Source organism: Maritalea myrionectae, assembly GCF_003433515.1.
Classification (GTDB): domain Bacteria; phylum Pseudomonadota; class Alphaproteobacteria; order Rhizobiales; family Devosiaceae; genus Maritalea; species Maritalea myrionectae.
The window spans coordinates 12,189-37,601 of sequence record NZ_CP021330.1; the positions used below are offsets into that span (position 1 = coordinate 12,189).

At 49.2% G+C, this 25,413-nt stretch carries 21 protein-coding genes and 1 tRNA gene; 11 read left to right on the plus strand and 11 right to left on the minus strand.

Features of this window, described 5'->3' with window-relative positions; translation table 11 throughout:
• Positions 1-19 precede the first annotated feature (19 nt).
• Both MXMO3_RS00055 and MXMO3_RS00060 read left to right on the plus strand, forming a co-directional pair.
• Positions 20-1,612, plus strand: coding sequence for a phosphoenolpyruvate carboxykinase (locus MXMO3_RS00055; RefSeq protein WP_117394525.1), 1,593 nt, complete (start codon positions 20-22; stop codon positions 1,610-1,612).
• A 121-nt stretch (positions 1,613-1,733) separates the two neighbouring features.
• Positions 1,734-2,528: a MerR family transcriptional regulator gene (locus MXMO3_RS00060; RefSeq protein ID WP_117394526.1), complete on the plus strand. Its 795-nt coding sequence runs from the start codon at positions 1,734-1,736 to the stop codon at positions 2,526-2,528.
• Positions 2,529-2,549: 21 nt separating this feature from the next.
• On the opposite strand, the gene MXMO3_RS00065 is transcribed toward MXMO3_RS00060, so the two are convergent.
• Both MXMO3_RS00065 and MXMO3_RS00070 read right to left on the minus strand, forming a co-directional pair.
• Positions 2,550-3,302: a GNAT family N-acetyltransferase gene (locus tag MXMO3_RS00065; RefSeq protein WP_117394527.1), complete on the minus strand. Its 753-nt coding sequence runs from the start codon at positions 3,300-3,302 to the stop codon at positions 2,550-2,552.
• An 8-nt stretch (positions 3,303-3,310) separates the two neighbouring features.
• Positions 3,311-3,859 carry a cell wall hydrolase gene (locus MXMO3_RS00070; RefSeq protein WP_162889067.1) on the minus strand — a complete coding sequence of 183 codons (549 nt, stop codon included), beginning with the start codon at positions 3,857-3,859 and terminating at the stop codon, positions 3,311-3,313.
• A gap of 262 nt (positions 3,860-4,121) precedes the next feature.
• Here MXMO3_RS00070 and MXMO3_RS00075 point away from each other — a divergent pair, with 262 nt between their 5' ends.
• Entirely contained in the window at positions 4,122-5,396 is a 1,275-nt protein-coding gene (locus MXMO3_RS00075) for an MFS transporter (RefSeq protein ID WP_036222958.1), read from the plus strand.
• On the opposite strand, the gene MXMO3_RS00080 is transcribed toward MXMO3_RS00075, so the two are convergent.
• Complete coding sequence (locus MXMO3_RS00080; protein ID WP_117394528.1) at positions 5,393-6,199, minus strand: hypothetical protein; 807 nt, start codon at positions 6,197-6,199, stop codon at positions 5,393-5,395. The two genes, MXMO3_RS00075 and MXMO3_RS00080, sit on opposite strands and share 4 nt — an antisense overlap.
• A 99-nt stretch (positions 6,200-6,298) precedes the next feature.
• Between MXMO3_RS00080 and MXMO3_RS00085 the strand changes: the two genes are divergently transcribed.
• A complete protein-coding gene (locus MXMO3_RS00085) occupies positions 6,299-6,721 on the plus strand; it encodes a GNAT family N-acetyltransferase (protein WP_117394529.1) in 423 nt (140 codons plus the stop codon).
• Positions 6,722-6,738: 17 nt separating this feature from the next.
• Here the strand turns inward: MXMO3_RS00085 and MXMO3_RS00090 are convergent, their stop codons facing one another.
• Both MXMO3_RS00090 and polA read right to left on the minus strand, forming a co-directional pair.
• Positions 6,739-7,308 (minus strand): hypothetical protein, encoded by a 570-nt coding sequence (locus MXMO3_RS00090; protein WP_117394530.1) that lies wholly within the window; start codon positions 7,306-7,308, stop codon positions 6,739-6,741.
• The gene (gene polA, locus MXMO3_RS00095) at positions 7,308-10,160 is read right to left on the minus strand and encodes a DNA polymerase I (RefSeq protein ID WP_117394531.1); all 2,853 of its coding nucleotides are present in this window, start codon (positions 10,158-10,160) and stop codon (positions 7,308-7,310) included. Before polA ends, MXMO3_RS00090 begins: the two co-directional genes overlap by 1 nt.
• A gap of 222 nt (positions 10,161-10,382) precedes the next feature.
• Here polA and MXMO3_RS00100 point away from each other — a divergent pair.
• The 5 genes from MXMO3_RS00100 (at position 10,383) to MXMO3_RS18775 (ending at position 14,591) form a co-directional block, all read left to right on the plus strand.
• Positions 10,383-10,459: transfer RNA gene (locus MXMO3_RS00100), tRNA-Arg, on the plus strand.
• 108 nt (positions 10,460-10,567) lie between these two features.
• Positions 10,568-11,593 carry a tyrosine-type recombinase/integrase gene (locus MXMO3_RS00105; RefSeq protein ID WP_117394532.1) on the plus strand — a complete coding sequence of 342 codons (1,026 nt, stop codon included), beginning with the start codon at positions 10,568-10,570 and terminating at the stop codon, positions 11,591-11,593.
• A complete protein-coding gene (locus tag MXMO3_RS00110; protein ID WP_117394533.1) occupies positions 11,586-11,981 on the plus strand; it encodes a hypothetical protein in 396 nt (131 codons plus the stop codon). The genes MXMO3_RS00105 and MXMO3_RS00110 overlap by 8 nt, the downstream gene beginning before the upstream one ends.
• 199 nt (positions 11,982-12,180) lie before the next feature.
• Positions 12,181-14,109, plus strand: a complete 1,929-nt coding sequence (locus MXMO3_RS00115) for a hypothetical protein (protein WP_117394534.1) — start codon at positions 12,181-12,183, stop codon at positions 14,107-14,109.
• Positions 14,106-14,591, plus strand: coding sequence for a hypothetical protein (locus MXMO3_RS18775; RefSeq protein WP_205468049.1), 486 nt, complete (start codon positions 14,106-14,108; stop codon positions 14,589-14,591). Before MXMO3_RS00115 ends, MXMO3_RS18775 begins: the two co-directional genes overlap by 4 nt.
• Before the next feature lie 79 nt (positions 14,592-14,670).
• On the opposite strand, the gene MXMO3_RS00125 is transcribed toward MXMO3_RS18775, so the two are convergent.
• From MXMO3_RS00125 to MXMO3_RS00150, 6 genes are all read right to left on the minus strand, one after another.
• Positions 14,671-16,101, minus strand: coding sequence for a type I restriction-modification system subunit M (locus MXMO3_RS00125; RefSeq protein WP_117394535.1), 1,431 nt, complete (start codon positions 16,099-16,101; stop codon positions 14,671-14,673).
• Between the two features lie 38 nt (positions 16,102-16,139).
• Complete coding sequence (locus tag MXMO3_RS00130; protein ID WP_117394536.1) at positions 16,140-16,757, minus strand: hypothetical protein; 618 nt, start codon at positions 16,755-16,757, stop codon at positions 16,140-16,142.
• Positions 16,758-16,950: 193 nt separating this feature from the next.
• Positions 16,951-17,853 carry a DUF5655 domain-containing protein gene (locus MXMO3_RS00135; RefSeq protein ID WP_117394537.1) on the minus strand — a complete coding sequence of 301 codons (903 nt, stop codon included), beginning with the start codon at positions 17,851-17,853 and terminating at the stop codon, positions 16,951-16,953.
• A gap of 26 nt (positions 17,854-17,879) precedes the next feature.
• Positions 17,880-18,209, minus strand: a complete 330-nt coding sequence (locus tag MXMO3_RS00140; RefSeq protein ID WP_117394538.1) for a hypothetical protein — start codon at positions 18,207-18,209, stop codon at positions 17,880-17,882.
• Positions 18,206-19,636: a restriction endonuclease subunit S gene (locus tag MXMO3_RS00145; RefSeq protein ID WP_117394539.1), complete on the minus strand. Its 1,431-nt coding sequence runs from the start codon at positions 19,634-19,636 to the stop codon at positions 18,206-18,208. Before MXMO3_RS00145 ends, MXMO3_RS00140 begins: the two co-directional genes overlap by 4 nt.
• Positions 19,636-22,398: a type I restriction endonuclease subunit R gene (locus MXMO3_RS00150; protein WP_117394540.1), complete on the minus strand. Its 2,763-nt coding sequence runs from the start codon at positions 22,396-22,398 to the stop codon at positions 19,636-19,638. The genes MXMO3_RS00145 and MXMO3_RS00150 overlap by 1 nt, the downstream gene beginning before the upstream one ends.
• Before the next feature lie 901 nt (positions 22,399-23,299).
• Between MXMO3_RS00150 and MXMO3_RS00155 the strand changes: the two genes are divergently transcribed.
• Both MXMO3_RS00155 and MXMO3_RS00160 read left to right on the plus strand, forming a co-directional pair.
• Positions 23,300-23,779 carry a hypothetical protein gene (locus MXMO3_RS00155; protein ID WP_162889068.1) on the plus strand — a complete coding sequence of 160 codons (480 nt, stop codon included), beginning with the start codon at positions 23,300-23,302 and terminating at the stop codon, positions 23,777-23,779.
• A 238-nt stretch (positions 23,780-24,017) separates the two neighbouring features.
• Entirely contained in the window at positions 24,018-25,412 is a 1,395-nt protein-coding gene (locus tag MXMO3_RS00160) for a circularly permuted type 2 ATP-grasp protein (RefSeq protein WP_245985773.1), read from the plus strand.
• Position 25,413 lies beyond the last annotated feature (1 nt).

The window sequence follows — 25,413 nt, forward strand, 5'->3', positions numbered from 1 at the left end:
AACCACATGGAATAGAGCGATGAGCACGATCACGCGGGCCGACGTTAACGCAAAAATCAAGTCACTGGCGGCCAATCTCTCGTTTAACGACAAGGCGCCCAAACTGGTTGAAAAAGCCTTGGCGCGAAATGAAGTAGAGCTGAGCGCAGATGGTGCGGTTGTGGCAACAACAGGTCAGCATACTGGCCGTTCTGCCAACGACAAATTCATCGTTGATGATGCGCTGACCCACGACACGGTGTGGTGGGACAATGCGAAATCCATGACGCCAGAGAAATTCGATATTCTATTGTCAGATATGCTGGCGAGCGCTGAGAACAAAGATTTGTTCGTGCAGCAGCTTTATGCCGGTGCTGATGTGAGCCAGCAATTGAATGTTGAAGTGTTCACCGAGAATGCTTGGCATGCTCTGTTCATCCGCAATTTGTTGATCCGCCCAGCGCTAAACGCACTGAGCGACTTCGATGCCAATGTAACCATTGTGCATATGCCATCGTTCAAAGCGGACCCGGCACGCCATGGCACGCGGTCTGAAACAGTTATTGCGCTCGATTTCAGCCGCAATATGGTGGTGATTGGCGGCACTTTCTATGCTGGCGAAATCAAGAAATCAGTATTCTCCCTGTTCAACTTCCATGCGCCACAAAATGGCGTGTTGCCGATGCACTGCTCTGCCAATATTGGCGAAGCAGGTGACACTGCCCTGTTCTTTGGCCTTTCCGGCACTGGCAAAACCACGCTTTCAACAGATCCAAATCGGGTGTTGATCGGCGATGATGAGCATGGCTGGACTGCTGATGGCGTGTTTAACCTTGAAGGTGGTTGCTACGCCAAAACCATCAATTTGTCGCGGCAAGCTGAACCTGAAATCTTTGCTGCTACGGAACGTTTCGGTACGGTGCTGGAAAATGTGATTTTGGACGAAGAGACATTGAAGCCTGATTTCAATGACGGGTCCCTGACTGAAAACACACGGGCGGCCTATCCGCTCACCGCGCTCGACAATGTGTCGCGCACCGGCATTGGCCCTGTGCCCAAAACAGTGATGTTGTTGACGGCTGACGCGTTTGGCGTTTTGCCTCCAATTGCACGGCTGACACCTGAGCAGGCGATTTATCACTTCTTGTCTGGCTACACCGCAAAAGTGGCGGGTACTGAGCGTGGCGTTACTGAGCCACAGGCCACTTTCTCCGCGTGCTTTGGCGCTCCGTTCATGTCGTTGCACCCAAGTGTTTATGGCAAGATGCTGAAGAAACAAATTCGCGATAGCTTGGCGGAATGCTGGTTGTTGAACACCGGCTGGACCGGCGGCGCCTATGGCACAGGCAAGCGGATCTCCATTAAAGACACACGCACATTGCTGTCTGCAGCATTGACTGGTGAGTTGGTGAACGCAGAGATGCGGGTTGATCCGATCTTCGGGTTCGAGGTGCCAACAGCTGTCGATGGTGTTGACCCTCAATTGCTGACACCACGTGCCACATGGGCCGATGTTGACGCCTATGATGCGCAAGCTGAGAAGTTGGTCAAATTGTTTGAAGAAAACTTCAAGAAGTTTGGGGCCAGCGCTATTGAATTGGCCAATGCCGGACCGAAATTGGCCGCTGCATAATTTTACAACAGTTCATCCTCCCTTAATATGGCTCCTTCGGGAGCCATTTTTTTTACGCCCACGTCTTGACCCTCACGCAACGTCAGCCCCTATTTGATGTGTCAGCGGAAGGAAAGGACCAATGAAATCCTATTTGATCAAGCAAGTTGCTGAAATGGCGGGCATCACCGTGCGCGCGCTGCGCCACTATGATCAGGTGGGTTTGTTGCACCCTGCCTATGTTGGCGAGAATGGCTATCGCTATTACACGCGCGATGAACTGTTGCGATTGCAGCAAATCATGTTTTTTCGCGAAATGGATATGCCATTAAAGGATATTCAAAACGTGATGGCTGGCACTGATTATCAGCGTTTGCGGCACATGAAGCTGCATCGGGATAAGCTGGCGCAGAACCTTCGTCGTCAACAAGAATTACTGACGGTGATTGACCGCTCAATCGCTGAATTGGACGGAGATATCAAAATGAACAATGACGAACTGTACAAAGGCTTTTCACCGCAAAAGCAACAAGCCTATCAAGATGAGCTTGTGGCCAAACATGGCGGCATGATGCGGGACAGAATAGCGAAATCGAACCAACAATATGCTCACGATGCGCAAGCGCATGCGGGCGGCGAGGATGGTCTTGTGAAGGAACGCATGGACCAGTTGCAGCAAATTGAAGGCGATTTGATCTTGATGATGCAAGCGGGCAAAGATCCATCCGACAAAGAGGTTCTTGAGCTTGTGGCTCTCCATCACCAATGGGTTGGCCAATGGTGGGGACAGCAGCCCGATGCGCAAAGCTATGCCGGGCTGGCGGATATGTATTTGCACACGCCGGACTTTGAGGCCCGCTATGAGCAATTGGCAGAAGGGTTCACCAACTATTTGGCGACCGCCATGAAAGATTTTGCGAAATCTCGATTGAACTAGAGTGAGGGCGCTGCGGCGCCCTTATTTTTTGACGCGGTAATGATAGCGATAAAGCTCTTTGGAAAACCCAAGCTTTGTATAGAGCGTCGTTGCAGGCTCATTCTCTGCCACAACCTGCAACGCCGCTGCGGTGCATCCCTTTGTTGCCGCCCAGGCCAATAGGCTGTTGATGGTTTTTTGCGCCATGCCCTTTCGGCGAAAATCCGGATGCGTGGCAACGGATTCAATAATGGCGATACCATCAACGGCCACCACATAGGCGATCGCGGCCACTTCATTCCCATATGTAAACTGACCAAAGGCACAGGGCATCGCGATTTTGCCGAGCATGTCTTGGAAAGTTTTTCGCTGCGGCTCGCCTTCGTCCGACTGGCTAAAATAGAAATCTAGCCAACTGGCAGGCACATGATTTGGCGCGACATAGACATCACGATCTGGCTGCATTTTTGAAAAGTCTGATGCGAAAAGCGTGATGGTTTCAGCTTCGCGTTGATAACCCAAACTTGCCAAATCAACGTCCAGCTCGTTGGCGATATCCGGCAAACGAAAACAGGCCCGCATATTGAAATGATCGAACACACCTTCAGCCAAGGATACGAAATGCGTGCCACGGGCGCGTGGGCCATTGAGCGGATTAAGTGAATTGGCGCGCCGGGATCTGTTTGATCCGCTATAGCGCAAAATATAGCCGCCAAGATGTTGCGCATGCAAAGCTGGCCACGCCAACTGGCAAGCTTCTTCAACCCGCCAGCAAAGTGCCAAATCTTCGTGCATATTGCGCTCTAAAGGGGGGTGTAGAAAATATGAGCGCCGATCTTTTTCACCGGCTGATAGGCTGTGGCCCAATTGGGCGACACCCGCGCCGCGTGATAGTAAAGCGCGGTAACAGGCAAGGTATCCAAATGGTCGCGCTGTTGGAACCGTTTAAAGGCGGTGTTGGCGATCAATCCGGCGCGCACCCAGCTTTCCCGCACGATGCGGTTGCCCTTGCCGCCATTGTCCGACTTGCCATCACAGGCAAATGAGAACTGACAAGAATGCAAACGGTGGGCATTTTGAAACACAACACCGCAAATGCTGTTGGGATATTTGGGGTGCTGCACACGGTTGAGAATCACTTGCGCCACAGCCCATTGGCCATCTTCTGGTTCACCGCGCGCTTCATGATAAATTGCCTGCGTCAGACAAATCTTTTCTTTTGAAGCGATAGCGATTTTTTCTTCAGTGGGTTTGAATTTGGTTTTGGCATATTTCGCCAACAATTCTGGTGTGAGCGGGTTGGCCGCCTGCTGTGAGGCAGCAGGCAGTGCGGCAAGGAGCAAAAACGCCACAGCCAACCCGTATTGCAAAATAGATTTTGCCACCCTTAACAACCCCGTTTCCCCGAAAGCTTTGCAGCTTGAATGGACGTTAATAAATCTTTTACCGGAAATCGAGCCGTTTGTTAAGTAATGGTTAACCGTAAAAATTTGCATTTTTTTCATAAATCAGATCAACTGTTTTGGTCCAACCACATATTTTTCTTTCACGCATGGCGACCTGACCTGTTGCGGGTTCAAATTTGCTTGCAAGAAAACACAGAAAGAGATTCAAATGTCCCTTATCTCCCCGAGCCCGCCATTGTCGGAGCTGAACCGACGACAAGTGCAATGGATTGGCGCTGGCTTTATTATGACGTTCGCCTCCATGGGGGGGCAGACGATTTTTATCGCGCAGTTCAACACGGAGATACGCAGCTTTTTCAATCTGACTGACGGTCAGTTTGGCCAACTCTATATGCTGGCGACGCTGGCAAGCGCGATTCTCATTTCGATTGTGGGCAATTTGGCCGACCGGATTGGGCCGCGCCTGTTGGGCATTTTGTGCATGGTGGGCCTTGCGGTGATGACCCTTGTCATGTCGCAAGTGGGCAATTTGGTCATGTTGGTGTTGGCGCTTTTTGGCCTGCGTTTCTTTGGCCAGGGCATGTTGCCCCATGTGGCGCAGACAGCGATGGCGCGGTGGTTTAACCGGTTCCGGGGCCGCGCCCTGGCTTTTTCACAAATGGGCTATACGTTGGGCGAAGCAATTCTGCCGTTTTCGGTAACGGTGGGTATTTTGGCTGTTGGCTGGCGCAATGTTTGGATTGCTGTTGCAGGCATTTTGATTGTCGCCTTCATTCCCATCATCACTTTTTTGCTGCGTGACCCGCCAGATGGGAAACGCGCAAAGGCGCGCGGTGATGTAAACCCGGACGGCGGTGAAGAAGGCAAGGTCACTGGCGAACATTGGACTCGTGCGAACGTGCTCAAAGATCCGCTATTTTATTTGCTGGTCTTTGGGGCCATGACGCTGCCCGCCCTGGCCACCATTTATTTTTTCCACCAAGCTCATTTGGTGGGAATTAAAGGCTGGTCCGTTTTAACTTATACAGCGTGGTTGCCTCTCATGTCAGCGACCAATGTGATCATGGCCTTGGCCACAGGCTTTTTGGTAGATCGATTTGGCGCATTCCGCATTTTGCCCTTTTTCTTGCTACCCATGGGCATTGCGAGCCTTGTGATGGCCAGCTTTAACGCCCAGTGGGCGATCCCGCTCTTCTTTATGTTTGTGGCGCTTTCCGGCGGCATGGCCCCCTCAGTTGCAGGCGCGCTATGGGCGGAGATTTATGGCACCGCCCATATTGGTGGCATTCGCGCCTTGGCCATTGCGGGCATGGTATTTGCCTCCGCCGCCGGTCCCGGCATTTCAGGCATGTTGATTGATGCTGACATCAATTTGGCGCAACAGAGCTGGGGCAACGCGATTTATTGTTTCGCCATTTCAGCGCTCTATTTGGCATTGCAACCGAAACTGGCCGCCCGGCGAAACGAAATGATGGCGAGTTAGCAGCCTGCAAAATGGTTGGTGAGGAAGTTTGTCCACCCTTTCTCACCGCCCTTTTGGGTCGATAGCAGATCGAGCTTGAAATCTTCGTAGCCGAGATGATTGGGCATATTGAGCTCCGCCAACTCCAAATGGCCATGCATCGGGTTAAAAATCAGCTGGCCAATTTCGGCATCATCACCCACAAAGCTCAGACTGAACCGATGCGACAATGCGGTATATTCATCATCGTAACTCGCCTTCACCGTGCCCAGATAGGTCAGCGGTTCATCCAATGATGGGTCGGCCAAAAGCAAGGGCAAACCAAATTCGAAATCGGCCTTTGGATTGTTTGCAGCTTGGTGCGCGATGGTGAGGCTGGCGAAATCGAAATCATATAAATGCCATGGGGTGTGCTCCACCTGGGTTGATTTTTCAATCACTGGCATATTGGGCAATTCCACACGAATCGACAGCTCCTTTGCTGCTTCATCGTAGGTGAGAAACGCAAAGTCTCGATGCTGGGCATCAGGCAAAAGTCGTGCGCCAGTGATCGATGCGGCTACGCCGCTTTCCGGGTCCAATTTCGCATGAACAAACGCGGCATCGGTGCATTTTTCACGCGCCTTATAAACTTCAACCGCATCCGCTGCCGCATAGAAAACTGAAACCTGCTCCGGCAAGCTGCCATCCTGATTGGTGCGCTCATAGTGATAGATTGTCCCCACCTGACCGAATTGGGCGGTGGCGGCGTTAGGTAAGGCGAATGTTGCGGCGCAAAGACCGGCCACCATTGTGGCACTAAGCTTTGAATTCATCTGGCGCATTGTTTTTCCCATCGAGCCGTGTGTGAAGTGGGCCAGATATGGGAGGCATTGATCCGGTTTCAAGGATACGCCATGATTTAGGGCAACAGGGAGCGGAGCATGAGCGCAGATATTCACATCATCACCAGAGCCAATATGAATCTGTTGGACGCCGTGGCGCCTGACGTTTTTGATCACCCGATCCAGCCAGCCCTGTTGGCCGAATTTTGCGATCAGCCCGGGCATTTTATGGCCGTCGCTGAACGCGACCATCTGGTGGTGGGGCAGATCAGGGCAATGCTGCATTACAATCCGGATGAACCGCCGATCCTTTATATCGACAATCTGGGCGTGACCCCCAACCAAAAGCGCAAAGGCATCGCCACCGCGCTTTTTGCGGCAGCGCTTGACTGGGGGCGCTCGCACAGCATTGGGTCCTATTGGGTCGCGACTGAGCTCGACAATGATGAGGGCAACCGTTTTTACGAGTCGCTCGACCTAAAGGGCGTGCAGATGATCTATTATGAGGATGATCTGAGTTAGTAAATCGGCTGGTTCGATCACAAAGACATTTCGATATTGCTTTGAGTGACCTCTATAGGGACCGGTCTGACTTCCACCAATACAAATGCGTCGTCGTGATTCTCAGAAGCGAGAAATGGACGCGTTGTAGCAGTCAACTCTTTCACTGCTTCATCGTCACCCATCAAACAATAAATGCGATTCAGCTCTTTCTCACTTCCGCTCAGATTATCCTTTTGTGGCGGATGCAAAGCATCAATGATAGATTTAATTCGATTGTCGAGATCGCCTTTTGATATTAACTGTGGCGCATTGTTCGGTTCGCCGGAAAGCAGAGTTATATCTAGACTGACAGCAATACCGATCTTTGGAAGATCAAAAAACGGAACATACTTGATACCCCCTACTGCCTTTATGAAATTAGGCGCGTTGGCTTCAAATCCAGTATCCTCCCATTTTTTGAGCACTCCAAATGGCGGCTGTCCCCAAAGCCTCTTCAGTTGCTCGTGAAACGCCAAACGCATATTTGAAATATGTGCGCTCTTGTTCTTGCCGCCCCCAGAATGGGCCGATGGCACAACGCCCCGGTAGGTCAAGGTGATTTTCATTAGTGCGCATCGTTCCAATTGTCCGCGGCGCGGGCATCCACATCCAGCGGCACGCTCAAGTGCACGGCGGGCAGTGAGGCGTCGCTCATCACGCGTTGGATCAGCGGAATGGCGTCATCTGCCCTGTCTTCCGGCACCTCAAAAATCAATTCATCGTGCACTTGCAGCAGCATATCCGCTGGCACTGAACTTTCCTGCAGCACGGATTCCATTTTAATCATGGCGCGGCGGATAATGTCCGCGGCAGACCCTTGGATCGGCGCATTGATTGCCGCCCGCTCATAAAAGGCGCGGTGGCCCTGGTTTTTGGTGTTGATCTCGGGGAAAAACGCTTTGCGCCCAAACAATGTCTCCACATATCCCTTATCGTGGGCAAACTTTTTCATCTCATTCATATAGTCCTGGATGCCGGGGAAACGCTCAAAATATTTCTTGATATATTCGCTGGCTTCCGAGCGTGAGATGCCCAACTGATTGGCCAAGCCAAACGCTGAAATACCATAAATGATCCCGAAATTGATCGCCTTGGCTTGGCGGCGCACCATGGGGTCCATGCCTTCAATCGGCACATTGAACATTTCCGACGCGGTCATGGCGTGAATATCGAGCCCATCTGAAAACGCTTTTTTCAACGCGTCGATATCCGCGATATGCGCCAACACGCGCAGCTCAATTTGACTATAGTCAGCCGAAATCAGTTTCTTGCCCTTTTCCGCCACAAAGGCGGTGCGGATCTTTCGGCCATCTTCAGAACGCACGGGAATATTTTGCAAGTTTGGATCAGATGAAGACAGGCGACCCGTGGCCACTGCCGCTTGTGCATATGATGTGTGCACCCGGCCCGTGTTTGGATTGATAAATTCCGGCAGCGCGTCCGTATAGGTCGATTTCAACTTGGATAGTCCACGCCAATCCAGCACTTTTTGCGCCAACTCGTTGCCTTCAGCCGCCAAATCATCCAGCACGCTGGCGCCGGTTTGCCACGCCCCGGTTTTGGTTTTCTTGCCGCCGGGCAATTCCATTTTGCCAAACAAAATGCCACCCAATTGCTTGGGCGAGCCAACATTGAACTTCTCACCCGCCAGCTCGTGCGCTTCCGCCTCAATTGCCGCAGCGCGTTGCGCGAATTCGCCTGACAATTGGCTCAGAATTTGGCGGTTTACGTGAATGCCACGGGCTTCCATACGTGCCAACACCGGCACCAATGGCCGCTCGATGGTTTCATAAAGTGTGTTGGCTTTTTCAGCGACCACCCGCTGCTTGAGAATGTGCCAAAGGCGCAGGGTAATGTCCGCATCTTCTGCTGCATATTTGGATGCAGATTCAATTTCGAGCAGGTCAAATGTCTTTTGCTTTTTGCCTGTGCCCGCCAAATCTGTGAATTTGATTGGCGTATGGTTCAGCCATTTTTCGGACAGTGCATCCATGCCGTTATTTCGCGCACCATCGGTTGTGTAGGACATCAACATGGTGTCATCAATGGGCGACATTTCAATGCCATAGCGCATCAACATGCCCATGTCATATTTCATATTTTGCCCGATTTTGAGAATTGAGCGCGCTTCCAAAACAGGCTTTAGCGCGTCGAGCACCTCCGCCAGCGGCAACTGATCTGGTGCCTTGCCGCCACCCAGCAAATCGTCCTCGCCAGATTTGTGTTGCAAGGGGATATAACACCCCTCGCCCATTTCCGTGGCCAGGCAAATGCCCACCAAATCTGCTTGCTGGTTGTCCAGCCCGGTGGTTTCCGTATCGATCGCCACATAGCCCTTGTCCCAAATGGCATCCACCCATTTTTGCAGCGCTTCAGGGGTGCGGACAATTTCATATTTGTCGTGATCAATCGGGATGGCTTGCACTTCTGCCAAGCGTTTTGCAAACAAACCTTCGGGCGTGTGTTCACCCGATTCTGCGCTTGCTGTCGTTTCCACTTCGCTTTCGTCTGCAGTCAGGTTTTCGTCCGCTTCAATCTCGTCGGCATCCGCCTCCAAAGCCGAAGCCACACGCTTGGTGATGGTGGTGAACTCCATGGCTTTCAGAAACGGAATCACATCGCTGGCGCTGATGGGTTGCCGCGCCAAATCATCCAGCGGCACTTCCACTGGCACATCAGCTTTCAAGGTCACCAAATCGCGCGAAATTCGGGCCTGATCAGCAAATTCGATCAGCTTTTCGCGGCGTTTGTTCTGCTTGATCTCGCCAGCTCGTTCCAACAGCGTATCGAGATCGCCATATTCCGCGATCAGCTGCGCCGCTGTCTTAATGCCGATGCCAGGCACACCGGGCACATTATCCACACTATCGCCCGCCAGTGACTGAATATCGATCACCTTATCCGGGCCGCAGCCAAATTTTTCCTGCACCTCATCATAGCTGATCCATTTGTTTTTCATGGTGTCGAGCATAGAGATTTTGTCCGACACCAGCTGCATCAAATCCTTATCGCTCGATACAATCGTCACCCGCATGCCTTTGGCCTCGGCTTGACGGGCATAGGTGGCGATCAAATCGTCAGCCTCAAAGCCTTCCTGTTCAATGGACGCGATGCCGAATGCGCGGGTTGCATCGCGCGTCAGCGGAAATTGCGGCACCAAATCTTCTGGCGCAGGCGGACGATGGGCCTTGTATTCAGGATAGAAATCATTGCGGAATGTTTTGCCGGAATGGTCGAAAATCACCGCCATGTGGGTGGGGTTTTCTTCCCCTTCAAAATCTAACGTCAGCTTATAAAGCATGTTGCAAAAGCCGGAGACGGCGCCGACGGGCAGCCCATCCGACTTGCGTGCCAGCGGTGGCAAGGCATGGTAAGCACGAAAAATATAGGTGGAGCCATCGACCAGCAAGAGATGCATTTTGTTTCCTTCAGACCATAAGAGCGATATGGGATTCGCTCATCAGGCGCTCATGTTACCTGCCCCCCCGGCCCATTCAACCCGAAATTTCAAATGGCGAAGCGCAATCGCCAAATTTATCCCAAATTGGGTGAAATTGAGCATTGTCACAAGCCAAGGCTTGGTTTAAGTTCCCGGCACATTCGCGCCGTGGCAAACGTTGCCACTCATAGGCGCACCGGCGCACCCGTAGCTCAGCTGGATAGAGCGCTGCCCTCCGAAGGCAGAGGTCACACGTTCGAATCGTGTCGGGTGCACCAATTTTATCCCTTATATATCAAAGGGATATCGCGGTTTTCGACACGTCTGATTATTCTCAATTCGTCACACTGGCACAATTTTGGCACAGTTTGAACGAGATATGAGAAATGGCAACATTCCGGAAACGAAACGCAAAGTGGCAAGCACAGGTACGTAGAGCTGGCTTTACCACCAGTACAAAAAGCTTCCACACAAAAGCAGATGCCCTTGCATGGGCACGAAAGGTCGAACGCGAGGCCGACAAAGGCATAGATGCCCAGCAACGCGAGACACTCCAGAACACAACAGTGTCAGAGCTTCTTGAACGCTACAGGGACGATGTCACACCGAACAAAAGAGGTAGTGCATCAGAGCGCTACCGTATCAAGACTTTTCTAGCACAGTCGTGGGCCAGCACCTCGTTAGACAAGCTGAGCACCAAGGCGTTTGCGGCATACCGCGATGAAAGGCTCTTAGAGGTAAAGCCGAATAGTGTGGTCCGCGAGCTTGGCCTATTGAGAGCAATCTTTGCGACCGCAATCAATGAGTGGGATATCCGCTTAACACAAAACCCAATTGCAGGAGTGCGCTTCCCCCGGTCAAATGATGCGAGATGCCGCCGCCTACACAATGTTGAACTGGAGACGCTCCTAACGGAAGCTTGCAACTGCTCATCCCCATTTCTCAACGCTGCAATCCTTCTGTCTTTGGAAACTGGCCTGCGCAGAGGCGAGTTGCTAAATGTTTCAATCCATCATGTAGATTTTGAGCTCAGCACCTTACTTGTGCCTATGACAAAGACGGGACGCCCGCGCAATATCCCGCTTACTAACCAGGCCGTAACATTGCTCAAAGGGATGCAAGGAAAGGCCGATCTAGTTGATGGCAAACTGTTTGCCTGCACTCCTAACGCACTACGGCTCGCATGGGAGCGTTGTCGCAAGCGTGCAAGCAGGTCATGCTCAAGTGTAGCTGATTTTCGCTTTCATGACCTTCGCCACGAGGCTATCAGCCGCTTTTTTGAACGCGGGCTCTCCATCCCAGAGGTAGCTCTTATAAGCGGCCACAAGGACTTGCGTATGCTGTTTAGATATACGCACCTAAACCCAGCAGATGTTGCAAGGAAGCTAAACGAGGGGCAAGCAAATGCGTGAGCTAGTGAACCTTTCCTCCTCTGCCCGTCGACTGATGATGTTAGCGACCAAAGGCCTAGGGCTTGACCCAATCCATAACTACAAAAATTCACTAGGCTTTCGGCTTGATTATCAATCAGGCCTAATTCTTCACGTCGGCATCATCGAGGTCGTCGATCAAAAACTCTTCATCTTCAAAAAGAGACAACTGATGCTTGTCGTCTCGAGAAGCAATGAAAAGATGGCATTGATTGAAACTCTTTGGTCTGAAGGACTTAATGTACCCAAGTCTGAATTTGACATTAGTTTCGTTACCTATTTCGCAAACAAATTCGTTGCAGCCTCGAGGACTTGTGCTGACATAGAAGGTGCTGGCTTATGTTATTCGACAGGCGCCAAAACGGTCTAATTTCTTATTCGTCCCCTACTGTAGAGAAGGAACCAAGTTTTGATGGAGCTTCGATGAGCTTCCTTGGAGCCGTCAGCTTTAATTTTTTCACCGAAAAATAAACTGGTCCACTTTTCCCTATAAGTATTTCTAGAGAAATGTGGCCCAATTTAAATGTGCCTCGGCTAACGCCGGGGCACTTCTCATTTTAGGAGATAACATGCGAATTGACGTTCAAGAATTGAGAAGAGAAACCGAACGCGAACTAGGCAATATGATTGCGGTCTCACCTGCCCAGCTAGGCGTTCAAATTGAACGATTTGGCAACCTTGTCAATCAACACCTCAGCCAGATTAATTCATCCACCCTTGACGTGTTTCCATTACCCACTGGCTGCGGCAAAACAACAATGATGATAGAAACATGCCGTTTAATAGCGAAGACAATAATCGAGAGCAAATCCTCCTTTTCCAAAGGCAGCGCAGATCTCCATAAAGAATTGCAGTTTATGCCGGGGGTATTGATTGTTGTCAGAACAATTAGGGATGCCGACACAATTGTTCAAAAAATCAACAATCTCCAAGGCAACCAACTCGCCCAAGCTTGGCATTCCGAAAACGCAGTTAGCAACCCAACTGAAGTTCCTTTTTTGGTTGTTACTCACAAAAAATACATGTTGGCAATCGAAGCTTCTCAACTACAGGCGTCCTGGAATTTAGACCAAATCGTAAATTTCGAAATGGGCTGCAGGCAACTTACATTCATAGATGAGAAGATTGAGCTTTCACAAAACTGTCATGTCACATTGAAAGCCCTCCGTTTGGCGATCAGTTCCATTGATGAATTTGGTCGAGGTCTCTTTCCAACCGAAGCCACCTATCTAGATGTGTTATTGGAAATCCTCGCCAAAAAGAGCGACGGCAGTGCGGACAATAAACACCAAATTGTTGAAATGGCAGATTTTGGCTGTCCACCAGATTTCTCTGCGCTCATCAAGTATTTAAATAGGCAACGCCTAGATCACGACTTCACTGGGCGCAATGATATTGAATGCCGAAGAGGAGCGCTGGAGATAGTAACTGAAGCCCTCAAGCTCTTTGGAACTTTGAAAAACGGATACCTTATGCTTTCTAAGACCGGAGCCGATACGTTTCTTTCAACATCAAGTCGCATCCCACATCGCAACGCAATTGTCTTAGATGCAACTGCCGAACTCGATTTTGAGTATACTCTGCATTCCGAGCATGTCTATGTCCACTCAATTGGAAATGAACTGCGCAACTATCAGAATGCTACACTGAATGTGAATTATGGCAACCGGACTGGCAAGAGTTCCCTCAAAGACAACGCTGCTCTTCTCGCTTCTGAGCTATATCAATCGTTGCAAACCCAAGTCCAACCACACTGCCAAACGTTAGTCTGCTGTCACAAAGTGGCGCTTAATGAGTTTGCCGCAGTCCCATACACCGACATTTTCACCGATACTGCTAACTATGGAAATCTTGATGGCAGAAACGATTGGTCTGAGTACGACACTATTTTGGTTGCAGGGCTTTCGCATCGGGATGAAATCTCACTTCGCTTGGCTTATATGGCAGCACTTGGCCCTCAAACTGAGGAATGGCTAAACAGCCAATACGACAGGGTACAAGTTGATGGCCATGATCCGATTGCCAAACTGAAACTAAGTGCGAATGTCACTTCACTTGTACAAGCTTTGAACAGAATTAGGATAAGGCGAATTATTGATGAGGAAGGCAACTGCGCTCCATGCAATGCCTATCTGCTTTTAGGTGCGAAAACTGGGCAAGGCGGTGAGGTTTTAAAGCAGGTGATTTCAGCAATGCCAAACATTGTGGTCTCTGAATTTGAAATTGATGGCCAAGCAACAAAGCGCAAACCCAAGACGCAAAACAGAAACCGTAAGCTGCTTGATTTCTTCAGTGGTACGCGGCTTTACGGGAAATATTCTATTGCTGAAGTCACTTCCGAAACTAGACTTTCGAGCTCAACCCTGAAGCGGATAATTCGCGATCTCAACAATAATGCATCTGAGCTCAGTCAAGCAGCAACTGCGATAGGCCTTTCCCATTTCTCGTCAACGGGTCGCAGCGGCTCCTCGTATTTCCAATATGAGGGACAACAATGATGGCTAGTTCGAGTTTTGAAACAGACACATTGACCATCACCCGAGAAGAGGCCGCCCTGCGCGGCCTTTCTCGTTTTTACACGGGAAAAAAATGCAAGGCAGGGCACGCGGCAGAGCGATATGTTAGCAACCGTCAATGCGTTGAATGCAATGCAGAAAAAGCACGCCAGAGAGAGGCAAGAAAATGCGCAACAGATGTTCGGTACCGGATATACCGAAATGTTCAAAGGCGCTCTGGACAAGCCCTCAAAGGCGTTTATGGCCCTGTACAAGCTATCGGGTGCGATGCGGTTCAGCTTACTCAGCATATTGCCAACAAACGCACTAAAGGAATGACATGGGAAAAGTATGGTCAATGGGAAATCGACCATACAATTCCGTTATCCGCTGCAAACAGCAATGAGGAACTGATCGAACTGTGTCACTACACAAATCTGCAACCAATGTGGAAACGCGAAAACCAAGTTAAAGGAGGCGCTTAATGCGCCTCCAATCCCGCTCGATATCTATCTTTTATCGTGAATATCTGGTGGATTGACGCAGCCAAAGCCCGCGAATGCACTATTTCAGTTCCTCGGCTACGCTGCGAAATTGGTCAAGTGCTGCTTCTAGATTTTCAACTATCTCTTGTGCGATAATATCGGGCTCTGGGAGGCTTTCAATATCTTCCAAGCTGTCATCCTTGAGCCAAAAGATATCAAGGTTGAGCTTATCCCGCGTTTTTAATTCATCATAAGCAAATTCTCGAAAACGTTCATTCTCTTTGCGTGTTTTAAAACACTGAACAAAGTCACTTAAATCCGCTTTAGTCAAAGGCTTCGTTTTCAGGGTCTTGTGCACGTTGGTGCGGTAATCATAAACCCAAAGCGATTTGGTCTGAACGTCTTTTGATGCTGGGCGCTTGTCAAAAAACAATACGTTCGCCTTTACACCGGGGCTATACCAAATACCTGTCGGGAGGCGCAGCAATGTGTGAAAGTTAAAATTCTCGAGCAACCGCTTGCGGATACCCTCACCTGCGCGACCAGCCTCGAACAAAACATTATCTGGGAGCACAACACCTGCTCGGCCATTGCTTTCCAACACCGTCATAATGTGCTGTAGGAAGTTGAATTGCTTGTTTGATGTAGTGAATTTAAAATCTTCGCGCTCATAGCTCTCGCGCTCGGTTGTGATCTGGCCATCCTCGCCAACAACTGTATAGCTCGACTTCTTCCCAAAAGGCGGATTGGTGAGCACTACATCAAAGCGCTTTCCATCGTCACCAGATAATGCGTCACCTTGGCGAACGGGTGAAGAATGGTTGCCTACACCATGCAAATAAAGGTTCATTGCTGAAAGGCGGACCACTTCATCAACGATGTCGATACCAGTAAATGTGTTTTCCTTAAGAGCTCTGATCTTATCACGATCTTGGCTCTGACCTTTCAAGTGATCATAGGCGCAAAGCAAAAAGCCGCCGGTTCCACATGCTGGATCGCAAATGGTTTCTCCAATTTTTGGATCAATACAATCGACAATTGCTTGGATGACTGGACGCGGTGTGAAGTATTGACCCGCGCCAGATTTTACTTCTGATGCATTTTTTTCCAACAGCCCTTCATAGATTTCACCTTTCACATCGACTTCAATGCCGATCCATGGCCCCTCTTTTTCGATTAGACTGACTACTCTTGTTAGCTTCGCAGGGTCTGAAAGTTTGTTTTGTGCTTTGCGGAATATCGTACCAATAAGACCAGCTTCTTTGGCTAGAGCTTCCAATGTATGGCGATATTGTAATTCCAGTTCATCGCCTGATTTGCCGGCAAGCTGGGACCAATTCCATTTTGGTGGCACAGATGAAGCTTCGCCTAGTAAATCGACGCGCTCTTGATCCATTTTCAAAAACAATAGATAGGTGATCTGCTCAATATAGTCACCATACGAAATGCCCTGATCTCTCAGCACATGTGCGTAATTCCAGACTTTTGAGACGAGTTGTTCATTGGTCACTGTCTCTGTCCTTTCATTTGTCATTATTGGCAAGTACTTCAGGCTAATCCCAGCGATTTCATGTCATCTTTGTATGCGTCAATTTTGTTCCATCCAAGCAGGTAGACTACTTGTTTCGCTAAACTTGCTGAGGGCTTAACTGATAAATCAAACTTTGCACCATGCGTCTGTTGTAGGGTCGAAAAAACTGCATTTACATGCTGACTAAAACTTCCATCTTCAAAGTGAAGTGCTTGATTTCTGGCTTGCCACACCAAATTTTTTAGCTCGACGCCATCTACCTGCCGACCATCAGGAGCATTCTGTAAACCACCGTGCACAACTGATATGCCCTGCTTTGCGATTTGAAGCAGTGCCCCAGCCAACGCTTGAATTGCTAGCTGCTCTGAACCAATCGTTGCTTCCAGATTAAGCTTTATCGCTTCAAGTTCATCCACATGTGTCTTCGACTTTGCCATATTGTGAAACGCGTTCATAACATGTGCCTCAGAAAAATCGTCATTCAAATCACTGGTGGTATAATCCCAATGATAATGCTTGAATTTTTTCATTAAACCGGACAATTCTTCTTTTGTTTTGTCCAAAGCAATCTGTTGTTGGGTGATCAAATCGATCAAACTTGACGCAGCGTAATTGGTATCTTCTAAATAACTCATAATTCCTTCTTACGGATATTTTGCGGTTATCGGAATTCGGTCACCCCTGCGTTAAAGTTTTGAGCGAACTGACGGAGGCCGTCAAAGTGCAATTTTCACGATTACAATATTGTCGTTTTTCGTTCCGATGCCGCTGAAGCTTTATTGATCCTTTTTTAGCTTATTGGGTGATCAATTAATGTGGTTGCAGCCATTATGAAACCTCGTACGATTTTTCTATGAGTGGCTTTACCCGTTCTAAGTCTTGGTGCGTCTTGATCGTTACCTCTAGGTCGCCTGTACCATAATGCCCGACATTACGCACATCTCGGCTAAATCCTTCTTCAAGTTCGATGCTAGTGGGATCAACTTTCAAATAGATGCGGATCACGTTTAGTTGGGTTTTGATTTCGACACATGCGAAATTCTTAATCCGTTTAAAGGCAAAATATTTGTCCAAAGTTTTTTGAGTGATATCATCCCCAAGACTGATCATATACGTCTCTATATCTGAGTACAGATTTGCAAGATTCTCGTCCGCGTCTGCTAAACTTTGAGAATTTGTTTTGTACTTCGACGACTTCACATTTGAGAAACTCGTTGCAGTGGAGGCCTTAGTTGAAACAGTGGTGAGCTGATCGAGCAACAATAGTTCGTCGCCAAAACGTTGGTATGAGATCAGATCGATATTTCGGCTCATCTGTTTGACGGCATGACTATCAAATTTGTTGAAGTCAGCTGCTATACAAATAAGACGGGGCGCGCTCCATTCAATTTCATCTGCGACATCTTTCCCGTAGCGGTCGCGTACCAATAGTTCAAAGTCGCCTTTGTGATCCATCAACCAATCAAGATAGAACAAACCTTGGTTGATTACATTTTCGCTGCTGACACGTTTGTATTCAATGATTACGGGATAATTGTTCTCATCAATTCCAATGGTGTCCATTCGCCCACCATTGGTAGTCGAGAACTCCGATGCCAAGAAACGAACACCCAGCAACGTTTCCAGATTACTTTCAAACAAAGTCTGCAAGGCTTTTTCAAGCGGCGAGGAAGAACTCGTCAGTTGAGTGAGCGTGTTTCCAGCGAGCGTAAATAGCTTGATGTCACTCATGTTGTTTCCTTACTTATCCGGTCCATTTACGTCTTCAACAATCTGACTTCAAATTCTCGCTCAGTCATTTTAGTTACTAGGACGAAGTCACCGGCCTCGGCAAAAGAAAGTTTAAAGAACTCGCCAACAGGCCCGCGCCTGCGGAAGAACTTTTTCTCGTCATCAAAGTCGGTGTCAATCGAACCGCCCGGAACAAATGTCACTGTCACCGGTTTCCCGGCCAACGCCTCGTTTGATCCGCCAATGGCGTCACGAGGGATCAGATCACATGCCTCCCGCATGTAAAAGTGGTCGTTGTTGATGTTGCCTTGAGTAAGTTCGATAACCTTGGCGTCATAAGAAGCATATTCGCTCATGAAGGTGTCTTTCTACGGGTCTTCTTAGCAGCTGGTTTCTGTGCCGCAATGCGGGCAAGGAGGTCACTGGCCGGTTCATCGTTAGGGTCTTGCGGGACGAGCTTACCTGCGAAGGCATCTTTCAGGATTGATTGGCGCAGGGAGGCGGAACGCTTGAGCTCGGTTTCGCACCAGCGTTCTAAGTCGACAGTTTTCGCATGGGCTTCCGATACCAAGTTCGCAATTTCAACCTGCTCAGCAAGTGGCGGAAGTGGAACCGGGAATGACCGTATATCGCCTTGATTGATCTTGTATATACCTGCTGTTGTCTTTGCCGCTGTCTCGACGAAAGACCGCATAAAAGGCGAATTCCATAACTGAACAAACCAGTGAGGCGAGAGGTATTCTAAAGATATTGGAATTCGGATCATCGTGTCTGGGTAGGCAACTGGATCAACTGCATCAGCAACCAAACCACCGCGACCAACCAACTGCTTGGAGCCATTGCCTCGGCTGACCAAGACGTCGCCTTGTTCAATGAGATAGGGTTCGGCCTCGCTGAAGGTCCAGCGCCCCGCCTTGCGTTCGGATGTGTCAATCAAACCGTCCTTCAGAGATGTGAGGCGCATAACCGGGAAGCCTTCTCCTTCGGCATCTGGGACGGAACGGCCGTTTGACAGGCCAGCGCGCAGGATTTGGTCGACCGATGTCCAGACCCAACCTTCGGGCAATTCGAACAAGTCTGCGATGTCTGGCTTAACCGGCTTCTTATCGCCTCTACGCCCTTGCCAATGCTCCTTTCGCGTTTCGAGGATGCGAGCAAGGAGATCGCGGCCACTCTCTAACTGGCCTTCGCGCTGGGCGCGCCAATCGGCAGTGAGTTGGCCGGTGACGGCGGATTTTAGGACGGACTGGCGATATCGGGTCAGGAGCTTTTGCACCTCACGCACCGTCTCCTCGCCTTTATCGAGCCGGGCAAACAGTGTCTCGACCCTCTCGACGATCCTTTGCTGCTCTGCAATCGGGGGAACGCCAATTTGTAGAGGCCAAAACACATCCGGCTCGACGTGAGGCGTTCCAGTCCCACGTGGTCTGGAGTTTATCAATCGATAGTGGTGCCGAACGAAGTGGAGTAGGTAGTCCCGTTCAAGTGCATCCGATCGAAGCCGAACAAGTGTCGAACCCAGCGCCCCAGTACCAAAAACGCCGCTGAGACCAAACCGCGCGCCATCCCAAACAAGCAGGACATCGTCTTGCGTGGAAATTGTTGTTTTTTGCGTAGTCGCGAAACGTTTGACGAACCCGGTTTCGAAGGCCTCAATGTCAATGTAAGGAACAAACCCGTCGGCGGGTCCATTTGAAAAGGCCTTTGGAACTTTGCCTTTTTTGTGTTCCACAAGCTCGCCCAAAGTCGAGAAAGCCCAGTTATGTGGAATATCATCAGACATTATGCGACCAATGCCCCCTGCAATTCGTCCAGCATGTCATTCAAGCCGGTGCCTAGTACTTCACGGGCCTTCAGAACTCCCCCTTGTTCGGCCAAGCTCGGACTTTCCATAAAATCTCTTGGTTCAATTTCAGCATTTGCAGCGACAAAGTTTGCAATTGTGCGCAGCCAAGCCATTTGTTCGTCGGTATAATCACGACCGGCCTTCTTTTCACGTCCGATCCAAAGATTGAAACGCTGTTCGACCTTAGCTGCAAAAGGCTCTAACACTTTGTCATAACCCAATGCAAAGCGCACAAGGCTAACCAATTCAGTTAGTTGCTGATCAACCGGCGCGCCTCTAACAGATGATGCATCTAGCCGTTTATAGGCCTGCCAGATATCTGCTGCCAGTAAATGATGCGGCGGGTTTTTCATTTCATTAGCTAATTCTTTGATTGCGGCGTGCGTCAGACGATTTGTTGCGTAGGTTTGATTGTATATGATCTGCAAAGCCGTCAACTCGTCCTTATTCTCATCAATAAAGCTCCTAAACGACGCGATTTTGGCTTCCGCATGCATTAGGTCAAAACCAGCATGTGTGAGTTGGTCTGTCGTGGTTTCATCAATTATGATGTCACTTTGCTTTTTGATGTCCTTCAACAGGTTGCGAACGGGCGCTACATCAAATGGCTCGCAAGCATAGTCGATTAGTTTTTCAACCACTTGTTTTTCTTGCTCTGGCGTCGGCGCTGGACCGTATGTTTGATTTATGACCTTGATCTGATTATCGACATCGATGGCATCCAATAATGCGTTGGCCAAATCGCGAGGTCGCTTACCGCCAGTTTCTTCAGCGATCCGCGCACGATCTTCGTCATTCAAATTACGGTCTAATGCTGCCAACCGACCGGCAAGGGATGAAAGCGCCTCTTCGTCTCTACGACCTTGAGCAATTTGATCGACAAGCTTGTCAAAGCTAATACCCTTTTTCCGTTCAAGTGGCTGAGAAGCATTTTTCTTTGTTTCAGAAACACCTACCGCGTCAATGAGGATAAAGCGGGTTTTTGTTCTAGCATCCGGCGTAACCGCCTTAAGATCAGCAGGCGGAATTGATCTTACGCCACGCCCTTTCATTTGCTCGTAATAACCTTCCGATTTAACGTCACGCATAAAAATTAGGACTTCAACGGGCTTAATATCTGTACCTGTAGCGATCATATCAACTGTGACAGCAACTCGAGGGAATGGATCAACGCGGAATGACTTGATGAGTTCTTTAGGCTTTTCGCCTGTGTTGCGATAGGTGATTTTCTTACAAAAATCATTTCCTTCACCAAATACTTCACGCACTGCGTGCACAATTTCTTCGGCGTGGTTATCATCTTTCGCAAAGATCAGGGTCTTGGGTAGCCACTCTCCCGACCGTTCAGGGAACAACTCGGTAAAAACCTTCTGTTTATATGCTTGCAGCACAGTTCGAATTTGGTTGGGAGCCACAACGGAGCGGTCAAGTTCTTTAGCGGTATATTGGAGGTCCGCATCTAATTCTTGATACCGAATGGCACGCGTTCGCTTGTCCCGTACTGGAACCTGAAATCCTGTCTCGCCCACTTCAACTTGGCTACCGTCTTCCGTAACTCGGGTTTTTATACGGTAGATTTCATAGCCTACATTTACCCCATCAGCGACCGAACGGTCATAAGGGTACTCAGCTACCAAGTTTTGATTGAAGAAGCCCAGCGTATGCTTTGAAGGCGTTGCTGTGAGCCCTATGATTGATGCATCGAAATATTCTAACACCTGTCTCCAAAGGCCATAGATCGAACGATGACATTCGTCGGTCACTATAAAATCAAACGTTTCAATCGGCACTTCTGGATTGTAGCTAATCGGCGTTATTTCCCCTTCTTCAGATTGCCAAGTTTCAAATGCGGAAACTTCCTCGTCTTCGGGGTCAATTTCTTTTCCTTGCAGTTGAGCGTAAAGACGCTGGATAGTGGTAATAACCACTTTTGCATCAGGATCGATTTGCCGTGACAGAAGCTGTTGTACAATGTAGGTATCGGTAAACCGATTAGCAGCGCCCGGAGGTTGAAAGTTTTGGTATTCCTTGAGCGTCTGGTCTCCCAAATTATTGCGGTCAACAAGAAACAAAATACGCTTGGCTTTCGCGTGTTTGATTAGACGGTAGGAAAAAGAGCACGCTGTAAATGTTTTGCCTGCCCCCGTTGCCAGCTGAATTAACGAACGCGGTTGGCTTTCTGCTAATGATTGCTCTAGACCATCAATTGCTTCAATTTGGCAATCGCGAAGACCATCGGTAATCAGCGGTGGCATGCGGCTCAATCGTCCACGCAAGGTGGCATCGTCCTTAAGCCAAGCAAGCAATGTTTCAGGCTTGTGAAACGCAAAAACGCGTCTCGATCTAGGCTTAGGATCGAGCAAATTTCTAAAGAATGTCTCGTCTCCTGTGCTTTCGTAATCAAACACAAGATTGTTGTGCCACTTCGCCAAATGTTCGGGGAGCGCCGACATATACTTTTCTGATTGCTCAGCTACACCTGATAGAGTAACGCCAGCTTTTTTCGCTTCAACAACACCAGCAGCCTTTCCCTCAACAAAAAGCATATAATCAGTTTCACCGGTGTTTACGTGAAACTCGCGCACCGCTACCCCCAACGATGCATTGCGGTTGAACTGCTCTTTGTCTTGAATAACCCAGCCTGCTTTTTCGAGCAGGTCATCAATCTTCTGTCTGGCGAGCTCTTCTGGGGTGGGCATTGTAACTTCTCAAAAAATAATTCTAACCAAAACAATGCCCGATAGATATCATTGAATGCAATAGGTAAACTGCGGTTATGAGACCTAGGTTGCTTTAATCACTTTCTTTTCGTCGCCGCAATGCGCGCACGTGTTCACTTCTCTTATGAAATCGGATGTCGTTCCCAAAGCATCTGTTCGTACGGCAGATTGTTGACGTCGTGACAGCCCTAACAGGGCCGTTATACAATCATCACAATACGTCGCGGGTTTTCGTTTTTGCAAAAAATTATAGATGTCATTGGCGATTGTCATTTAGTCTGTCACCATCTTACCAAGAGAATTTGGCTTATCAGTCAAAAAATCTGTTATCTCTGAAATAGCATATTATCAGAATTGCATCTAGCAGCAGGAATTCTCAGCACCAGCACAAAAAAGCTGCACACACTCGTCCCCCAAAAAAATATTATATTTTTCCGGCACTATATCTAATTGCAATAGGATCTCAAACTCCCCCATAGGGGCAGTTCTGGCACAATTTTGGCACAATCGGCGCTGAATTAACTTGATTTCTGCTTGACGCAGCGCCTTCACCCCCCTTAGCATGGGGATGCTAGTTAATTGACTTTATTGAGTAATTAGGCTTTCGAGAAATATGCTCCGTGTGCACTGAATCTGTCACGCTGCCCTCCGAAGGCAGAGGCCACACGTTCGAATCGTGTCGGGTGCACCAATTCCTAAAGTAACCCATCGACATCTCAGCGTTTTCACTCTGAATCACGCTGGAGGGTGGACCAAAACATCTCACTATTTATTCGAAAAACGCGGGCATTACTATTTCTCGCGACGAATTCCATCTGATCTACGCGGATCATATGAAACGCCTCGAGTCGTTTTCTAGCTTAAGACAAAATCTCTTAGCTTGGCGCATTCACGCGCTATTTCTCTTTCGTCAAAGCTCGAAGAAGAATGGCACACGCTTAGGCTTCTGAATAAAGAGAGTGTTCTTTCGCGTTTCTTGATTACACGCTGCCAGTTTGACGGCACTCCTTCCTCCGCTCGCCAGATGAGTGAAGCGAAGAAACATTATCTTGATGATAAGTCCGAAGGGAAATCGAAAACATTCTGGCAGGTTGCACGCATACGATCCAAATTCGATGCGGATGTCGCCAGCACGTGGCAGGCCCTCAAAACACTTTCCGCCGGTGATGCCGTTTGGAACAGTGCCGCTGCCCACGCGTTCAATGTTCTGGCGCTGGGGATCGTTTTTCTTGACGGTGATAACCAGGTGGTTTTTGCCAACGAAGCGGCAGGCAGACCTTTCGCCAAAATTCTAGTTGGTGTCGGGGCTCTTTCCTTGCCAAAAGGATTAGAAAAACCGCGAGAGGGATCTAGTGATTAGCAGTGCTTTGTAGACACTATTGGCATGACCCAGATCGCTCGAAGGGGAACAAACAAATTAGTGCAATTTGCTTCTAAAAAAAGCCCCGTCTAATTTGCCCAAATTTGGAGCTCCAAGGATCGTTTTGTGAGGCAGCCGCTTGGTCGGTCACGTAAAAGTTGACAGGACTACATTTGCAAAGACGCGCAAACTCTGTACTCTGTTTAGGATGAGCTCACAAAAAAAGCACTTCAGTGAAATGATGTCAGATGATGGCATTAGATCAACTTACCGCTCTTATAATGAGTGGTTTTCTGAGCAGGACAATCGTCGTCTCGCAAAAAAATCAGCACAAGCGGAAGCGCTGTTTAAGCGCACCGGCATAACGTTCAATGTATACGGTCAATCAGATGCCGAAGAGCGTTTGATCCCGTTTGATTTGGTGCCCAGGATTGTCTCCAATTCTGAATGGAGCAAGCTGGCAAGAGGTATCGATCAGAGGGTGCGCGCGATAAATGCGTTTTTGCACGACATCTATAATCGGCAGGAAATATTGCGGGCCGGAGTTTTGCCGGTAAAGCTGATTGCGCAAAATGACGCGTTTCTGCCGCAAATGATGGACTTCAGCCCGCCGGGGGGTGTTTACACGCATATTGTGGGGACAGACATTGTTCGAACGGGCGAAGATGAGTTCTACGTTCTAGAAGACAACGCCCGGACCCCCTCTGGCGTCAGCTATATGCTGGAAAATCGTGAAACCATGTTGCAAATGTTTCCCGAGCTATTCAGCAAAATCAGGGTTCAAAACGTTGGCAATTATCCCAAAAATCTACGACGCTCCTTAGAAGCCAGCGCGCCCGCCTCATGCAACGGCCGGCCAACCGTGGCGATCCTTACGCCAGGTATTTATAATTCGGCCTATTATGAGCACAGTTTCTTGGCTGACCAGATGGGCGTTGAATTGGTTGAAGGCCATGATTTGCGGATTGTTGATGGGCGTGTGGCCATGCGCACCACGCAAGGATACCGGACGATCGATGTGCTCTACCGCCGGGTAGATGACGACTATCTTGATCCATTGACATTCAACCCCAACTCGACGCTGGGCGTGCCCGGCATCATGGATGTTTATCGCGCGGGCAATATTACGATCGCAAATGCCCCTGGCACCGGCGTTGCCGATGACAAGGCGGTTTATAGCTATATTCCCGATATAATCGAGTTTTATACCGGCGAAAAAGCCATCCTTAAAAATGTGGAGACCTATCGCTGTTCTGAACCGGACGCGCTGAAATACACGCTGAGCAACCTTTCTGAATTGGTTGTGAAGGAGGTGCACGGCTCTGGCGGATATGGCATGTTGGTTGGCCCGGCTGCCAGCAAGCGTGAGCTTGCCGATTTTGCCGACAAGCTTAAAGCACAACCGGAAAACTATATCGCGCAGCCAACGCTGTCGCTCTCAACGGTACCCATCTTCACAAAGAAAGGGTTGGCGCCGCGCCATGTTGACTTGCGCCCCTTTGCGCTTGTGTCGCCTGATGGCGTGGACATTACGCCAGGCGGCTTAACGCGGGTTGCGCTCAAAGCCGGAAGCCTGGTTGTGAATTCCAGTCAGGGCGGCGGCACAAAAGACACATGGGTATTGGAAGACTGAT

Coding starts and splice junctions, on each gene's coding strand:
- MXMO3_RS00140 (WP_117394538.1), bottom strand. CDS start 18,209: ATGAGCGAATATGCTTCTTATGACGCCAAGGTTATCGAACTTACTCAA.
- MXMO3_RS00065 (WP_117394527.1), bottom strand. CDS start 3,302: ATGCACGAAGATTTGGCACTTTGCTGGCGGGTTGAAGAAGCTTGCCAG.
- MXMO3_RS00060 (WP_117394526.1), top strand. CDS start 1,734: ATGAAATCCTATTTGATCAAGCAAGTTGCTGAAATGGCGGGCATCACC.
- MXMO3_RS00085 (WP_117394529.1), top strand. CDS start 6,299: ATGAGCGCAGATATTCACATCATCACCAGAGCCAATATGAATCTGTTG.
- MXMO3_RS00115 (WP_117394534.1), top strand. CDS start 12,181: ATGCGAATTGACGTTCAAGAATTGAGAAGAGAAACCGAACGCGAACTA.
- MXMO3_RS00090 (WP_117394530.1), bottom strand. CDS start 7,308: ATGAAAATCACCTTGACCTACCGGGGCGTTGTGCCATCGGCCCATTCT.
- MXMO3_RS00160 (WP_245985773.1), top strand. CDS start 24,018: ATGATGTCAGATGATGGCATTAGATCAACTTACCGCTCTTATAATGAG.
- MXMO3_RS18775 (WP_205468049.1), top strand. CDS start 14,106: ATGATGGCTAGTTCGAGTTTTGAAACAGACACATTGACCATCACCCGA.
- MXMO3_RS00055 (WP_117394525.1), top strand. CDS start 20: ATGAGCACGATCACGCGGGCCGACGTTAACGCAAAAATCAAGTCACTG.
- MXMO3_RS00110 (WP_117394533.1), top strand. CDS start 11,586: ATGCGTGAGCTAGTGAACCTTTCCTCCTCTGCCCGTCGACTGATGATG.
- MXMO3_RS00150 (WP_117394540.1), bottom strand. CDS start 22,398: ATGCCCACCCCAGAAGAGCTCGCCAGACAGAAGATTGATGACCTGCTC.
- polA (WP_117394531.1), bottom strand. CDS start 10,160: ATGCATCTCTTGCTGGTCGATGGCTCCACCTATATTTTTCGTGCTTAC.
- MXMO3_RS00130 (WP_117394536.1), bottom strand. CDS start 16,757: ATGAGTTATTTAGAAGATACCAATTACGCTGCGTCAAGTTTGATCGAT.
- MXMO3_RS00075 (WP_036222958.1), top strand. CDS start 4,122: ATGTCCCTTATCTCCCCGAGCCCGCCATTGTCGGAGCTGAACCGACGA.
- MXMO3_RS00080 (WP_117394528.1), bottom strand. CDS start 6,199: ATGCGCCAGATGAATTCAAAGCTTAGTGCCACAATGGTGGCCGGTCTT.
- MXMO3_RS00145 (WP_117394539.1), bottom strand. CDS start 19,636: ATGTCTGATGATATTCCACATAACTGGGCTTTCTCGACTTTGGGCGAG.
- MXMO3_RS00135 (WP_117394537.1), bottom strand. CDS start 17,853: ATGAGTGACATCAAGCTATTTACGCTCGCTGGAAACACGCTCACTCAA.
- MXMO3_RS00105 (WP_117394532.1), top strand. CDS start 10,568: ATGGCAACATTCCGGAAACGAAACGCAAAGTGGCAAGCACAGGTACGT.